This window comes from Streptomyces sp. V4I23, assembly GCF_030817975.1.
Lineage (GTDB): Bacteria > Actinomycetota > Actinomycetes > Streptomycetales > Streptomycetaceae > Streptomyces.
In genome coordinates this window covers 2,521,448-2,535,000 of record NZ_JAUSZW010000004.1, presented here as the reverse complement: position 1 = coordinate 2,535,000, position 13,553 = coordinate 2,521,448, and the positions used below count along the sequence as shown (strand labels likewise).

The following is a 13,553-nucleotide window of genomic DNA, read 5'->3' as shown; positions in this document are numbered from 1 at the left end:
CGCCTGCTCGATCGCGAGGCTTTGATGCCTGAGAGCCGCCCCCACATCCGAAACACCAGTCCGGTGCCGACTCGCGGCTGCGCGCCGCTCCGACACAACGAGGTTGCCGAACCCATGCGTCACGCCGAAGGAGCCCGCGGTGAGTGCTGAACAGACCACGCTCGCCTTTGACTGGAGCTGCCGCATCCTGGCCGACAACGGCTGTGGCTTTCCGGCGCCGGGCCTGCACTCCTTCCTCTTCAAGCCGATGTTCCACGTAGGCGGCTTCGAGTTCAACAAGGTGATGCTGCTCGCGCTGATCACCACGCTGCTGATCGTCACGTTCTTCACGATGGCGTTCGGCAAGGCGAAGGTCGTGCCGGGCAAGCTGCAGATGATCGGCGAGGCCGGCTACGACTTCGTACGCCGCGGCATCGTCTACGAGACCCTCGGCAAGCGCGAGGGCGAGAAGTACGTCCCGCTCATGGTCTCGATCTTCTTCTTCGTCTGGATCATGAACGTCTGGTCCGTGGTCCCGCTGGCGCAGTTCCCGGTGTCGTCGATCATCGCCTACCCGGCCGTGCTCGCCCTGCTGGTGTACGTGATCTGGGTGTCGCTGACCTTCAAGCGTCACGGCTTCGTCGGCGGCTGGAAGAACATCACCGGCTACGACAACTCGCTCGGCCCGATCAAGTGGCTGGTCTCGTTCATCGAGTTCTTCTCGAACCTGCTCGTCCGCCCGTTCACGCACGCGGTGCGACTCTTCGCCAACATGTTCGCCGGTCACCTGATGCTGGTGATGTTCACCGTCGCCTCCTGGTACCTGCTGAACAGCTACATGATCCCGGCCGCCGGTGTCTCGTTCGTGATGACCATGGCCATGATCGTCTTCGAGCTCTTCGTGCAGGCCGTCCAGGCGTACGTCTTCGTCCTCCTGGCCTGCACCTACATTCAGGGCGCTCTCGCCGAGCACCACTGAGCCTCAGCACGGACCCCGAAAACGTCCGGTGGTCAACCCCCACCGGTCCGTACATGAAAAGGAAGAATCAGCATGGCTGCCACTGAGACCCTCGCCCAGGTCACCGGTTCGCTCGGCTCCATCGGCTACGGCCTCGCCGCGATCGGCCCCGGCATCGGCGTCGGCATCGTCTTCGGCAACGGCACCCAGGCACTGGCCCGTCAGCCCGAGGCTGCCGGTCTGATCCGTGCCAACCAGATCCTGGGCTTCGCCTTCTGTGAGGCGCTCGCCCTGATCGGCATCGTTATGCCGTTCGTGTTCGGTCAGTAATCACTTCTCACTGACGACACTTTTCGACGAAAGGCACTGATGTGATCGCCAACATCGTTCAGCTGGCGGCCACGGAGGAGCAGAACCCGCTCCTTCCGCCGGGCCCCGAGCTGCTCGTCGGCACGATCGCCTTCGCCATCGTCTTCTTCTTCTTCGCGAAGAAGCTCCTCCCGAACATCAACCGTGTTCTCGAAGAGCGTCGCGAAGCCATCGAAGGCGGCATGGAGAAGGCGGACGCGGCCAAGATCGAGGCCGAAAGCGTCCTGGAGCAGTACAAGGCCCAGCTCGCCGAGGCCCGCCACGAGGCCGCACGGCTGCGCCAGGAAGCCACCGAGCAGGGCACCGCGATCATCGCTGAGATGAAGGCGGAAGGCCAGCGGCAGCGTGAGGAGATCATCGCGGCCGGCCACGCCCAGATCGAGGCCGACCGCAAGGCCGCGGCCGCGGCGCTGCGTCAGGACGTGGGCAAGCTCGCCACCGACCTGGCCGGCAAGCTCGTCGGTGAGTCCCTCGAGGACCACGCACGGCAGAGCCGCACCATCGACCGCTTCCTCGACGAGCTCGAGGCGAAGGCCGAGGTCGCACGATGAACGGAGCCAGCCGCGAGGCGCTGGCCGCCGCGCACGAGTCCCTCGACGCGCTGACCGACAACACGTCGGTCGACGCGGCGAAGCTCGCCGGCGAGCTGGCCGCCGTCACCGCGCTGCTCGACCGTGAGGTGTCGCTGCGTCGGGTCCTGACCGACCCGGCGCAGGCCGGCGCGGCCAAGGCCGAGCTGGCGGGCCGTGTGTTCGGCGGCCAGGTGGGCGGCGAGACCGTCGACCTGATCAAGGGCATGGTCCGCGCCCGCTGGTCGCAGTCGCGCGACCTGGTCGACGCGCTCGAGGAGCTGGCGAACACCGCAGACCTCACGGCGGCCCAGCGGGCCGGTGCGCTCGACAACGTCGAGGACGAGCTGTTCCGGTTCGGCCGGATCCTTTCGTCCAGCACCGAGCTGCGGTCCGCGCTGACCGACCGGTCCGCCACCGCCGCCGCCAAGAGCGAGCTGCTGAGCAGCCTGCTCGGCGGCAAGGCCGAGCAGGTCACCGAGCGTCTGGTCGTGCGTCTCGTCACGCACCCGCGGGGACGTAGCCTGGAAGCGGGACTCGAGTCCCTCTCCAAGCTGGCCGCGGGGCGCCGGAACCGGATGGTCGCCGTCGTCACCTCCGCGGTGCCGCTGACCGACGCGCAGAAGCAGCGCCTCGGCGCGGGTCTGGCGCGGATGTACGGCCGCGAGATGCACCTGAATCTCGAGGTGGACCCCGAGGTCCTCGGCGGGATCTCGGTGCGCGTCGGTGACGAGGTCATCAACGGCACCATCTCGGAGCGGCTCGACGACGCCAAGCGTCGGATCGCCGGCTGACACGGCTCAGCCACAACTGAATTGGCAAGACCAGCGGCCCGGTTGGGCCGTGCAGAGATTGCAGAAGATTCCTGGGGGTCGGCCCCCAGACCCCCAAAGAAACTTCGGGCCCAACAAGGAGAGCAGGGAACCCAGATGGCGGAGCTCACGATCCGGCCGGAGGAGATCCGGGACGCGCTGGAGAACTTTGTCCAGTCGTACCAGCCGGACGCGGCCTCGCGCGAGGAGGTCGGCACGGTCAGCCTGGCCGGCGACGGTATCGCGAAGGTCGAGGGTCTTCCCTCGGCCATGGCGAACGAGCTGCTGAAGTTCGAGGACGGCACCCTCGGTCTCGCCCTCAACCTCGAGGAGCGCGAGATCGGTGCGATCATCCTCGGTGAGTTCAGCGGTATCGAGGAAGGCCAGTCGGTCACCCGCACCGGCGAGGTGCTGTCCGTCGCCGTCGGCGAGGGCTACCTCGGCCGTGTGGTCGACCCGCTCGGCACCCCGATCGACGGTCTCGGCGAGATCGCGACCTCGGGCCGCCGTGCCCTCGAGCTGCAGGCCCCCACGGTCATGCAGCGCAAGTCGGTCCACGAGCCGATGGAGACGGGCTACAAGGCCGTCGACGCGATGACCCCGATCGGCCGTGGCCAGCGTCAGCTGATCATCGGCGACCGCCAGACGGGCAAGACCGCCCTGGCCGTCGACACGATCATCAACCAGCGCGACAACTGGCGCACCGGCGACCCGAAGAAGCAGGTCCGCTGCATCTACGTCGCCATCGGCCAGAAGGGCTCGACCATCGCGTCCGTGCGCGGCGCCCTGGAAGAGGCCGGCGCGCTCGAGTACACGACGATCGTCGCCGCCCCGGCGTCCGACCCGGCGGGCTTCAAGTACCTCGCCCCCTACACCGGTTCGGCCATCGGTCAGCAGTGGATGTACGAGGGCAAGCACGTCCTCATCATCTTCGACGACCTCTCGAAGCAGGCCGACGCCTACCGCGCCGTGTCCCTGCTGCTGCGCCGCCCGCCGGGCCGTGAGGCCTACCCGGGTGACGTCTTCTACCTGCACTCGCGTCTGCTGGAGCGCTGCGCCAAGCTCTCCGACGACATGGGCGCCGGTTCGATGACCGGTCTGCCGATCGTCGAGACCAAGGCCAACGACGTCTCGGCGTTCATCCCGACCAACGTCATCTCCATCACCGACGGCCAGTGCTTCCTGGAGTCCGACCTGTTCAACGCCGGCCAGCGTCCGGCCCTGAACGTCGGTATCTCGGTCTCCCGTGTCGGTGGCTCCGCCCAGCACAAGGCGATGCGCCAGGTCTCCGGCCGTCTGCGCGTGGACCTCGCCCAGTTCCGTGAGCTCGAGGCGTTCGCCGCCTTCGGTTCCGACCTGGACGCCGCGTCCAAGGCCTCGCTGGAGCGCGGTAAGCGCATGGTCGAGCTGCTCAAGCAGCCGCAGTACCAGCCGATGGCGACCGAGGACCAGGTCGTCTCCATCTGGGCCGGCACCACCGGCAGGATGGACGACGTCCCGGTGCAGGACATCCGCCGCTTCGAGCGCGAGCTGCTGGACTACCTCCACCGTGAGGAGGGCGGTCTGATGACGTCGATCCGCGAGGGCGCGAAGATGTCGGACGACACCCTGACCAAGGTCGCGGACTCCATCGCGGACTTCAAGAAGCAGTTCGAGACCTTCGACGGCAAGCTGCTCGGCGAGGACGCTCCGGCGGCCGTCAACGTCTCCAAGTGACGACGGAAGGGACCTGACTCATGGGAGCGCAGCTCCGGGTCTACAAGCGTCGCATCCGGTCCGTCACCGCGACGAAGAAGATCACCAAGGCGATGGAGATGATCGCCGCCTCGCGCATCGTCAAGGCACAGCGCAAGGTGGCGGCCTCCACGCCGTACGCGACCGAGCTCACCCGCGCGGTCACGGCGGTGGCGACCGGATCGAACACCAAGCACCCTCTGACCACGGAGGCGGACAACCCGACCCGTGCCGCGGTTCTGCTCGTCACGAGCGACCGCGGTCTGGCCGGCGGCTACTCCTCCAACGCCATCAAGGCGGCGGACCGGCTCGTCGAGCGGCTCCGCGGCGAGGGCAAGGAGGTCGACACGTACATCGTCGGCCGCAAGGGTGTCGCCTACTACGGCTTCCGTGAGCGCAAGGTCACGGACTCGTGGACCGGCTTCACGGACAGCCCGTCCTACGCGGACGCCAAGAAGGTCGCGGCTCCGCTCATCGAGGCCGTCCAGCTGGACACCGCCGAGGGCGGCGTGGACGAGCTGCACATCGTCTTCACGGAATTCGTGTCGATGCTGACGCAGACGCCCGTCGACCGCCGGATGCTGCCGCTCAGCCTCGATGAGGCCGCGGAGGAGACGACGGGGAAGGGCGAGATCCTTCCGCTGTTCGACTTCGAGCCGTCGGCGGAGGACGTCCTCGACGCCCTCCTGCCGCGCTACGTCGAGAGCCGTATCTACAACGCCCTGCTGCAGGCCGCCGCCTCCGAGCACGCGGCCCGCCGCCGGGCGATGAAGTCGGCGACCGACAACGCGGGTGAGCTGATTAACTCGCTCTCCCGACTTGCCAACGCGGCCCGCCAGGCCGAAATCACCCAGGAAATCAGCGAGATCGTCGGTGGCGCCAGCGCCCTGGCCGACGCGACCGCGGGGAGTGACAAGTAATGACGACCACTGTTGAGACGGCCGCCGCCACGGGCCGCGTCGCCCGGGTCATCGGCCCGGTCGTCGACGTGGAGTTCCCCGTCGACGCGATGCCGGAGATCTACAACGCGCTGCACGTCGAGGTTGCCGACCCGGCCCTCGAGGGCGCCAAGAAGACCCTGACGCTCGAGGTCGCCCAGCACCTCGGTGAGGGCATCGTCCGCACCATCTCGATGCAGCCCACCGACGGTCTGGTCCGCCAGGCCGCGGTGACCGACACGGGCGCGGGCATCAGCGTCCCCGTCGGCGACTTCACCAAGGGCAAGGTGTTCAACACCCTCGGTGAGGTGCTGAACCTCCCGGAGGAGAACGCCAACGTCGGTGAGCGCTGGCCGATCCACCGCAAGGCCCCCGCCTTCGACCAGCTCGAGTCCAAGACCGAGATGTTCGAGACCGGCCTGAAGGTCGTCGACCTTCTCACCCCGTACGTCAAGGGTGGAAAGATCGGTCTGTTCGGTGGTGCCGGTGTCGGCAAGACCGTTCTGATCCAGGAAATGATCATGCGTGTCGCCAACCTCCACGAGGGCGTTTCCGTCTTCGCGGGTGTCGGCGAGCGTACGCGTGAGGGCAACGACCTGATCGCGGAGATGGAGGAGTCCGGCGTCCTCGACAAGACCGCGCTGGTCTTCGGTCAGATGGACGAGCCCCCGGGCACCCGTCTGCGCGTCGCCCTGGCCGGTCTGACCATGGCGGAGTACTTCCGCGATGTGCAGAAGCAGGACGTGCTCTTCTTCATCGACAACATCTTCCGGTTCACCCAGGCCGGTTCCGAGGTGTCCACCCTGCTCGGCCGTATGCCGTCCGCGGTGGGTTACCAGCCGAACCTGGCGGACGAGATGGGTCTGCTGCAGGAGCGCATCACCTCGACCCGCGGTCACTCGATCACCTCGATGCAGGCGATCTACGTCCCCGCGGACGACCTGACCGACCCGGCGCCGGCGACCACCTTCGCCCACCTCGACGCGACGACGGTTCTCTCCCGTCCGATCTCCGAGAAGGGCATCTACCCCGCGGTGGACCCGCTGGACTCCACGTCCCGCATCCTGGACCCGCGCTACATCGCGCAGGACCACTACGACGCCGCCATGCGCGTCAAGGGCATCCTGCAGAAGTACAAGGACCTCCAGGACATCATCGCGATCCTCGGTATCGACGAGCTGGGCGAGGAGGACAAGCTCGTTGTCCACCGTGCCCGTCGTGTCGAGCGCTTCCTGTCCCAGAACACCCACGCGGCGAAGCAGTTCACCGGCGTGGACGGTTCGGACGTGCCGCTGGACGAGTCGATCGCCGCGTTCAACGCGATCTGCGACGGTGAGTACGACCACTTCCCCGAGCAGGCCTTCTTCATGTGCGGTGGCCTCGAGGACCTCAAGAAGAACGCCAAGGAGCTCGGCGTCTCCTGAGTCCCGTGACTCGCTGAAGGGGGCGGGCGCGTCCCGCCCCCTTCGCCACGCCGTGCGCTGCACGGTCCGGGGGAGACCCCGCAAGCCCGGCCTCTGAGCCGGGGGCGGGCCGGGACGCTTCGGCATCCCGAGCCCTACTAGACTTATGACCCAACACCCGGCAGTACCGCCGGGTGGTGACCCGAGGAGCCAACCTTGGCTGCTGAGCTGCACGTCGAGCTGGTCGCCGCGGACCGCAGTGTCTGGTCCGGCGAGGCCACCCTGGTCGTCGCGCGCACCACGTCCGGCGACATCGGCGTCATGCCCGGTCACCAGCCGCTGCTCGGTGTGCTGGAGTCGGGCCCGGTGACCATCCGCACGAGCGAGGGCGGCACCGTCGTCGCCGCCGTTCACGGTGGATTCATCTCCTTCGCCGACGACAAGCTGTCGCTGCTGGCGGAGATCGCCGAGCTGGCGGACGAGATCGATGTCCAGCGCGCCGAGCGTGCGCTGGAGCGCGCCAAGTCGGACGCGGACGCCGCCGCCGAGCGTCGTGCCGATGTCCGGCTGCGTGCGGTGGCGGTGCACTGACACCCCGCCCACAGTTTTGTCCCTCAGCCGCGGCCCGGGCTGGAGCTACTCCAGACCGTGCCGCGGCTGAGGCGATGCAGGTGCACGTGGTATTCGGTTTTACGGGACGATGCGAGGAGGTCGGTGGAGATGTTCCTCGCTCTTCTTGTGAGCGGCCTGGTCGTCCTACTGGTAGTGGTCGCGCTCTTGGTCTTCGGTCTGCGCAGGCGCCTGATCCAGCGCTCCGGCGGCACATTCGACTGCAGTCTGCGGTGGAACGTCCCCGAGCAGGGCGACCCGTCCAGCAAGGGCTGGGTGTACGGCGTCGCCCGGTACAGCGGTGACCGCATCGAGTGGTTCAGGGTCTTCTCGTACGCCCCCCGGCCCCGGCGCACCCTGGAGCGCTCGGCGATCGAGGTGCTCGCCCGGCGTACGCCGGACAGCGAGGAGGAGCTCGCGCTGCTGTCGGACTCGATCGTGCTCGGCTGCCTGCACCGTGGGACCCGTCTGGAGCTGGCGATGAGCGAGGACGCGCTCACCGGCTTCCTCGCCTGGCTGGAGGCGGCTCCGCCCGGGCAACGGGTGAATGTCGCCTGAATTCCTTGCCCGTTGAATGGGGGTCCCCCCGGACGAAGTCTGGGGGAGGGTAAATGTTGCCTGAATTCTTTGTCGCCTGAATCGGCTGTGACGCGGGGGCGGTGCGCATGCACCGCCCCCGCTCTCGTGCCCGGCTCCCGGGACTACCCGAGGCCGCTGTTGATCGCGCTCACGAGCTCGCCGTTCGCGGTGTCACCGCTGAACTCCCAGAAGAAGGCTCCGCCGAGCCCCTGGTTCTTCGCCCAGCCCATCTTGGACGTGACGGTGGCCGGGGTGTCGTAGCTCCACCAGTTGCTCCCGCAGTGGGCGTAGGCCGTGCCGGCGATCGTGCCGGTCGCCGGGCAGGTGTTCTTCAGGACCTTGTAGTCCTCGATGCCCTGCTCGTACGTGCCGGCCGCCGGTCCGGTGGCCGAACCGCCGGGCGCCGACTGCGTCACGCCCGTCCAGCCCCGCCCGTAGAAGCCGATGCCCAGCAGCAGCTTCGACGAGGGGACACCCTTGGCCTTGAACTTGGCGATCGCCTCGGCGGAGTTGAAGCCCGCCTGGGGGATGCCCGCGTACGAGGTGAGGGGGGAGTGCGGGGCGGTCGGGCCCTGGGCGGCCCAGGCGCCGAAGAAGTCGTACGTCATCACGTTGTACCAGTCGACGTACTGCGCGGCGCCGCCGTAGTCGGCCGCGTCGATCTTGCCGCCGGAGGAGGCGTCGGCCGTGACGGCCGCGGTGACCAGGTTGTTCGCGCCGAACTTCGCGCGCATGGCCTGCATCATGTTCCTGAAGGCCGCGGGGCCGCTGGTGTCGCACGACAGACCGCAGGCGTTCGGGTACTCCCAGTCCAGGTCGATGCCGTCGAAGACGTCGGCCCAGCGCGGGTCCTCGACCAGGTCGTAGCAGGACTGGGCGAAGGCGGCCGGGTTCGCCGCGGCCTGGCCGAAGCCGCCGGACCAGGTCCAGCCGCCGAACGACCACAGCACCTTGATGTGCGGGTACTTCGCCTTCAGCTTGCGCAGCTGGTTGAAGTTGCCGCGCAGCGGCTGGTCCCACGTGTCGGCGACGCCGTCGACGCTCTGGTCGGCGGTGTAGGCCTTGTCGTAGTCGGCGTAGGCGTCACCAATGGCGCACTTGCCGCCGGTCACGTTGCCGAAGGCGTAGTTGATGTGCGTGATCTTCGACGCCGACCCCGAGGTGACCAGGTTCTTCACGTGGTAGTTGCGCCCGTAGACGCCCCATTCGGTGAAGTAGCCCAGCTTGACCTTGCCGCCGGGGCCGGGGCCCGGGTCGGTGCCGCCGCCGGTGGTGCGCACCGCGCGGGCGCCGCTGACGGGACCGGTCTGGTCGGCGGTGTCACGGGCCTGGACGGTGTACGAGTAGTCCGTGCCGGCGGTCAGCCCGGTGTTGGTCCACGTGGTGCCGGTGACCGTGGCGACCTTGGCGCCGTCGCGCAGCACGTCGTAGTTCTTGATGCCCTTGTCGTCGGTAGCCGCGCTCCAGCTGAGCGTGACCGAGGTGTTCGTGATGTTGCTCGCGGCCGGGGTGCCGGGGGCGGAGGGCGGCGCGTCGCCGGGGACGGAGCCGCCGTCGCAGGACGCGCCGTTGAGCTTGCAGCCGGAGGGGGAGCCGGAGCCCGTGCCGTTGAAGCCGAAGGACACGGAGGCGCCGGGTGCGAGTGACCCGTTCCAGCTCTTGTTCTTCGCGGTCCAGTGGGTGCCGGAGTTCGTGACGTCCGCGTCCCAGGCGGAGGTGACGGCGGTGCCGGTGGGGAAGTCCCACTCGACGGTCCAGGAGCTGAGGGCGGTGGTGCCGGTGTTCTTCACCGTCCACTTGCCCTCGAATCCGGATCCCCAGTCGGAGACCTTGGTGTAGGAGGCCGTGGCCGACGCAGCGGCCTCCGCGGGGGAGGCCAGGCCGACCATGGCGGCGAGGGGGAGGAGAAGCGCGGTCAGGCCCGCGGTGGTTCTGGCTCTGAAGCTGCTTCTGGGGCGGGGCGCCCCGGTGACGGGAGTGCTCAAGGAAGCTCCTCGAGTTGCGGACGGAAAAGTCGGGGTGGTCCGTGCACTGCGCGCGCCGTGAGGCTCGCACGGCGTATGTGCCGTGAGAGTAGGAAGGTCTGGACCAATCGTCAATAGGTCCAGACCATAGGTGACGCCCTGTCAAGCGGGCCGCATCAGATGCCCCAATTCCTGTGCCAGCACCGCCGCTTGGACCCGGCTGCGCAGCTCCAGCTTCCCGAGCAGCCTGCTGACGTGCGTCTTCACCGTCGCCTCCGCCATCGACAGACGGCCGGCGATCTCGGCGTTCGACAGCCCCTCGCCCAGGCACGACAGCACCTCACGCTCGCGGCGGGTCAGTGCCTCGATGGCCGAGAGGCCGGGCGCCTGGGCGGGGCGGGCGACGCGCGGCGCGGCGAACTCCGCGATCAGGCGGCGCGTCACCGCGGGAGCGATCAGGCCCTCGCCGCGTGCCACCGTGCGCACCGCTCCTATCAGGTCCTTGGCGTCCGTGTTCTTCAGCAGGAATCCCGCGGCCCCGGCCCGCAGCGCACCGAAGACGTACTCGTCGAGATCGAACGTCGTCAGCACGAGCACGTCGGCCAGGCCCTCGGCGACCACCTGCCGGGTCGCCGAGACGCCGTCCAGCTTCGGCATCTGCACGTCCATCAGCACGAGGTCGGGCCGCAGCTCGCGGGCCAGCCGGACCGCCTCCTCCCCGTCCGCGGCCTCGCCCGCCACCTCGATGTCCGGGGCACTGCCCAGGATCAGCACCAGCCCGGCGCGCACGGCGCTCTGGTCCTCGGCGACGAGCACCCGAATGACCCGGGGCGGCGCCTGCCCGCCGGGTGCGTCCATCGGCGCCTGTGCGCCCGCCGGCGCGTGTGCGTCCATGGGCGCCTGTGCGTCCGCCGGCGCCTGTGCGCCCGTTGCGCCCACCGGCGTCTGCCCGCCCGGTGCGTCCGACGGTCCCGCTGCGCACGTCATCCCGAAGGCTCCTTGTCGTCCGGTACGGGCAGCTCCGCCCGTACCCGCCAGATCTTTCCGGTCCCCGGACCGGGCCGAGCCGCCGGCCCCGCCTCGAACGTCCCGTCCAGCAGGGCCACCCGCTCCTGCATCCCGACGAGACCGGCGCCGGATCCCGGCGCCCGCGGTCCCGGCCGTCGGCCGAACGGGCTCGTCACCGTCACGGTCAGCGCGCGCCCCCCGTCGTTCGACACCTCCACCAGGACCTCGCCCTCCTCCGCGTGCTTGATCGCGTTGGTCAGCGACTCCTGCACGATCCGGTAGGCGGCCATCTCCACCGGCGCGGGCAGCCGCGCGGCCTGCTCCCGTACGTCGTGCAGCGTGAACGTGAGGCCGCTCGACGCCCCGTTCGTCCGGGCCTGGTCCACCAGGGCGTCGAGGCCCGCCAGAGTGGGGGCGGCGGCCGGTTCCGCGTCACCGCTGCTGTCCCGCAGCAGCCCGATGAGCCGGCGCATCTCGGCCAGCCCCTCGACGCTGTTCTCACGGATGACCGTCAGCGCCTGCCGGGTGGTCGCCGCGTCGTCCAGCGAGAGCGCGGCGGTGGAGTGGATGGCGATCGCCGAGAGATGGTTGGCGACCATGTCGTGCAGCTCCCGCGCCATCCGGGCGCGCTCGGCGACGACGGCCTGCGTCCGGTCCATCTCGGCCAGCAGCGCGGTCTGCTCGGCGCGCAGGCGGGCCGCCTCCGCGGCCTCCCGGTGGTTGCGCACGATCGCGCCGGTGGTGGCGGGGCCGAACGAGACGAGCCCCGTGACGAGGCCGATCAGCAGGGCGCTCGGCTCCCTGAGCCAGGCGAGGAAACCGATCGTCACCGCGAGCGTGATCATCCCGGTGGTGACCGGGATGCGGCGCGCGGAGGCGGGGGGCCCGTACACCACGGCCGCGTACACGATGTCCGCGAACATCAGCAGCGACACGATGCTGCCCGGGGTGAACGGGTCCACCACCACCGCGGCCGTACCGGCGATCAGGGCCGTGCGCGGCATGGTCCGGCGCAGCAGCTCCAGTCCGGCCAGCGCCACCAGCGGAACCAGCGTCACCCACGACGGCAGCGGGGCGTACGGGCCGTTGGTGTGGACCCCCAGCGACCACAGCAGCAGGCCGCCGAACAGGCACACGGCCGCGATGAGGACGTCGTCGCGGTGCGGGCGGGGGAAGGACACGTCCCCATCCAACACGCTGGCGGCCGCCCGCTGCCCCACCGTACGGGCGGAGCCGCGACTACATCGAACGATGCAGTCGCAGCTCGTCACTCACGACGACGAAACCGCGGTCCCGTGCCGACACGCTGGAACCGTACGAAAGGAGAGCCGTCGTGATCGTCACACTGATCGTGGTCTGCGAGGTCGGCTTCTGGGTGCTGCTGGCCGCAGGACTCGCCACCCGCTACCTGCTCAAGATGCCGCGCACGGGGGCTGCGCTGCTGCTGTGCGAACCGCTGCTGGAGGTCGTGCTGCTCGTCGCCACGGCCGTCGACCTCGAGAGCGGCGCCGAACCGAGCTGGAAGCACGGCCTGGCCGCGCTCTACATCGGCTACACGGTCGGCCACGGCCACCGCACGGTCAAGTGGCTCGACGGACACGCCGCGCACCGCTTCGGCGGCGCGCCGCCGCCCGCGAAGCCGCCGCGCTACGGCATGGCCCGTGCCAAGCACGAGGGACGCGTCTGGCTGGGCACCCTGATCGCCGCCGGCGTCACCACCGTGCTGCTGCAGATCGCGATCTGGTACGTGGGTGACGCGAGCCGGACGGTTTCCCTGGAGAGCTGGATGACCGTCGCATGGCAGGCGGCCGCGATCCACGGCCTGATCGCGCTGTCGTACGCGCTGTGGCCGAAGAAGGCCCCCAAGGCCGAGCCGGAGCCCGAACCGGTCCCCGCCGGACGCGACTGGCGTTCACCGCCCCGGACCCTGGCCGCGGTGTCCGGGGTCAGCGGTCTCCGCCCGGGACCCACAGAACGTCGCCGACCTCCTTGTTCGCCGTCCTCGCGAGGATGAACAGGAGGTCGGACAGGCGGTTCAGGTACGTCGCCGTCAGCGCGTTCATCGTCTCGCCGTGCACCTCCAGCGCCGCCCACGTCGAGCGCTCCGCCCGCCGCACGACCGTGCACGCCTGGTGCAGCAGCGCCGCCCCCGGCGTGCCGCCGGGCAGGATGAAGCTGCGCAGCTTCTCCAGCTCCTCCAGGAAGCGGTCGCAGTCCGCCTCCAGCTTGTCGATGTACGACTGCTCGACCCGCAGCGGCGGGTACTTCGGGTTCTCGATCACCGGGGTCGACAGGTCCGCGCCCACGTCGAACAGGTCGTTCTGCACGCGGACGAGGACCTTCACGACGTCCTCGCCGAGCTGCCCGAGGGCGATGGCCGTGCCGATGACGGCATTGGCCTCGTTGGCGTCGGCGTACGCGGCGATGCGCAGATCGGTCTTGGCGGTGCGGCTCATGTCGCCCAGAGCGGTGGTGCCCCGGTCGCCGGTACGGGTGTAGATACGCGTCAGATTGACCATACGGCCAGCGTAGTTACGCGCGAGCCCCGCGGGGCACACGTGTGCCCGCCGTCACGGCGCAGGGGGACGAACGGGCACCCTTCCGGGTGGACACGCCGTCCGGCGGTGTGAT

The 13,553-nt window shown here is 69.3% G+C and carries 14 protein-coding genes; 10 read left to right on the top strand and 4 right to left on the bottom strand.

The window, feature by feature from the left end; translation table 11 throughout:
* Nucleotides 1–187 precede the first annotated feature (187 nt).
* The 9 genes from atpB to QFZ82_RS13475 all read left to right on the top strand — a co-directional run bounded on the left by atpB (nucleotide 188) and on the right by QFZ82_RS13475 (nucleotide 7,929).
* Nucleotides 188–958 carry a F0F1 ATP synthase subunit A gene (atpB, locus tag QFZ82_RS13515; RefSeq protein WP_177147844.1) on the top strand — a complete coding sequence of 257 codons (771 nt, stop codon included), beginning with the start codon at nucleotides 188–190 and terminating at the stop codon, nucleotides 956–958.
* A 72-nt stretch (nucleotides 959–1,030) separates the two neighbouring features.
* Complete coding sequence (gene atpE, locus QFZ82_RS13510) at nucleotides 1,031–1,267, top strand: ATP synthase F0 subunit C (protein ID WP_147988146.1); 237 nt, start codon at nucleotides 1,031–1,033, stop codon at nucleotides 1,265–1,267.
* Between the two features lie 41 nt (nucleotides 1,268–1,308).
* Nucleotides 1,309–1,857: a F0F1 ATP synthase subunit B gene (locus QFZ82_RS13505; protein ID WP_177147596.1), complete on the top strand. Its 549-nt coding sequence runs from the start codon at nucleotides 1,309–1,311 to the stop codon at nucleotides 1,855–1,857.
* Nucleotides 1,854–2,669, top strand: a complete 816-nt coding sequence (locus QFZ82_RS13500; protein ID WP_307713407.1) for a F0F1 ATP synthase subunit delta — start codon at nucleotides 1,854–1,856, stop codon at nucleotides 2,667–2,669. Before QFZ82_RS13505 ends, QFZ82_RS13500 begins: the two co-directional genes overlap by 4 nt.
* A 135-nt stretch (nucleotides 2,670–2,804) precedes the next feature.
* Nucleotides 2,805–4,403 carry a F0F1 ATP synthase subunit alpha gene (atpA, locus tag QFZ82_RS13495; protein WP_307713406.1) on the top strand — a complete coding sequence of 533 codons (1,599 nt, stop codon included), beginning with the start codon at nucleotides 2,805–2,807 and terminating at the stop codon, nucleotides 4,401–4,403.
* Nucleotides 4,404–4,423: 20 nt separating this feature from the next.
* The gene (locus QFZ82_RS13490) at nucleotides 4,424–5,341 is read left to right on the top strand and encodes a F0F1 ATP synthase subunit gamma (RefSeq protein WP_307713405.1); all 918 of its coding nucleotides are present in this window, start codon (nucleotides 4,424–4,426) and stop codon (nucleotides 5,339–5,341) included.
* Nucleotides 5,341–6,783, top strand: a complete 1,443-nt coding sequence (gene atpD / locus QFZ82_RS13485) for a F0F1 ATP synthase subunit beta (RefSeq protein ID WP_307713404.1) — start codon at nucleotides 5,341–5,343, stop codon at nucleotides 6,781–6,783. Before QFZ82_RS13490 ends, atpD begins: the two co-directional genes overlap by 1 nt.
* Before the next feature lie 195 nt (nucleotides 6,784–6,978).
* Nucleotides 6,979–7,353: a F0F1 ATP synthase subunit epsilon gene (locus QFZ82_RS13480; protein WP_177147601.1), complete on the top strand. Its 375-nt coding sequence runs from the start codon at nucleotides 6,979–6,981 to the stop codon at nucleotides 7,351–7,353.
* 129 nt (nucleotides 7,354–7,482) lie between these two features.
* The gene (locus QFZ82_RS13475; RefSeq protein WP_307713403.1) at nucleotides 7,483–7,929 is read left to right on the top strand and encodes a DUF2550 domain-containing protein; all 447 of its coding nucleotides are present in this window, start codon (nucleotides 7,483–7,485) and stop codon (nucleotides 7,927–7,929) included.
* A gap of 143 nt (nucleotides 7,930–8,072) precedes the next feature.
* On the opposite strand, the gene QFZ82_RS13470 is transcribed toward QFZ82_RS13475, so the two are convergent.
* The 3 genes from QFZ82_RS13470 to QFZ82_RS13460 form a co-directional block, all read right to left on the bottom strand.
* Nucleotides 8,073–9,839: a glycoside hydrolase family 18 chitinase gene (locus QFZ82_RS13470; RefSeq protein ID WP_307717709.1), complete on the bottom strand. Its 1,767-nt coding sequence runs from the start codon at nucleotides 9,837–9,839 to the stop codon at nucleotides 8,073–8,075.
* Between the two features lie 237 nt (nucleotides 9,840–10,076).
* Nucleotides 10,077–10,772 carry a response regulator transcription factor gene (locus QFZ82_RS13465; RefSeq protein ID WP_307717708.1) on the bottom strand — a complete coding sequence of 232 codons (696 nt, stop codon included), beginning with the start codon at nucleotides 10,770–10,772 and terminating at the stop codon, nucleotides 10,077–10,079.
* A 125-nt stretch (nucleotides 10,773–10,897) separates the two neighbouring features.
* A complete protein-coding gene (locus QFZ82_RS13460) occupies nucleotides 10,898–12,103 on the bottom strand; it encodes a sensor histidine kinase (RefSeq protein WP_307713402.1) in 1,206 nt (401 codons plus the stop codon).
* A 152-nt stretch (nucleotides 12,104–12,255) separates the two neighbouring features.
* Here QFZ82_RS13460 and QFZ82_RS13455 point away from each other — a divergent pair, with 152 nt between their 5' ends.
* On the top strand, nucleotides 12,256–12,936 hold the full coding sequence (locus QFZ82_RS13455) for a hypothetical protein (protein WP_307713401.1): 681 nt from the start codon (nucleotides 12,256–12,258) through the stop codon (nucleotides 12,934–12,936).
* Here QFZ82_RS13455 and QFZ82_RS13450 read toward each other — a convergent pair.
* Nucleotides 12,869–13,441, bottom strand: coding sequence for a cob(I)yrinic acid a,c-diamide adenosyltransferase (locus QFZ82_RS13450; protein WP_307713400.1), 573 nt, complete (start codon nucleotides 13,439–13,441; stop codon nucleotides 12,869–12,871). The two genes, QFZ82_RS13455 and QFZ82_RS13450, sit on opposite strands and share 68 nt — an antisense overlap.
* Nucleotides 13,442–13,553: the final 112 nt, after the last annotated feature.

Bases quoted from the DNA above. Each gene is read 5' to 3' on its own strand.
- atpE (WP_147988146.1), top strand. From the start codon at position 1,031: ATGGCTGCCACTGAGACCCTCGCCCAGGTCACCGGTTCGCTCGGCTCC.
- QFZ82_RS13500 (WP_307713407.1), top strand. From the start codon at position 1,854: ATGAACGGAGCCAGCCGCGAGGCGCTGGCCGCCGCGCACGAGTCCCTC.
- atpA (WP_307713406.1), top strand. From the start codon at position 2,805: ATGGCGGAGCTCACGATCCGGCCGGAGGAGATCCGGGACGCGCTGGAG.
- QFZ82_RS13490 (WP_307713405.1), top strand. From the start codon at position 4,424: ATGGGAGCGCAGCTCCGGGTCTACAAGCGTCGCATCCGGTCCGTCACC.
- atpD (WP_307713404.1), top strand. From the start codon at position 5,341: ATGACGACCACTGTTGAGACGGCCGCCGCCACGGGCCGCGTCGCCCGG.
- QFZ82_RS13475 (WP_307713403.1), top strand. From the start codon at position 7,483: ATGTTCCTCGCTCTTCTTGTGAGCGGCCTGGTCGTCCTACTGGTAGTG.
- QFZ82_RS13470 (WP_307717709.1), bottom strand. From the start codon at position 9,839: ATGGTCGGCCTGGCCTCCCCCGCGGAGGCCGCTGCGTCGGCCACGGCC.
- QFZ82_RS13465 (WP_307717708.1), bottom strand. From the start codon at position 10,772: ATGGACGCACCCGGCGGGCAGGCGCCGCCCCGGGTCATTCGGGTGCTC.
- QFZ82_RS13450 (WP_307713400.1), bottom strand. From the start codon at position 13,441: ATGGTCAATCTGACGCGTATCTACACCCGTACCGGCGACCGGGGCACC.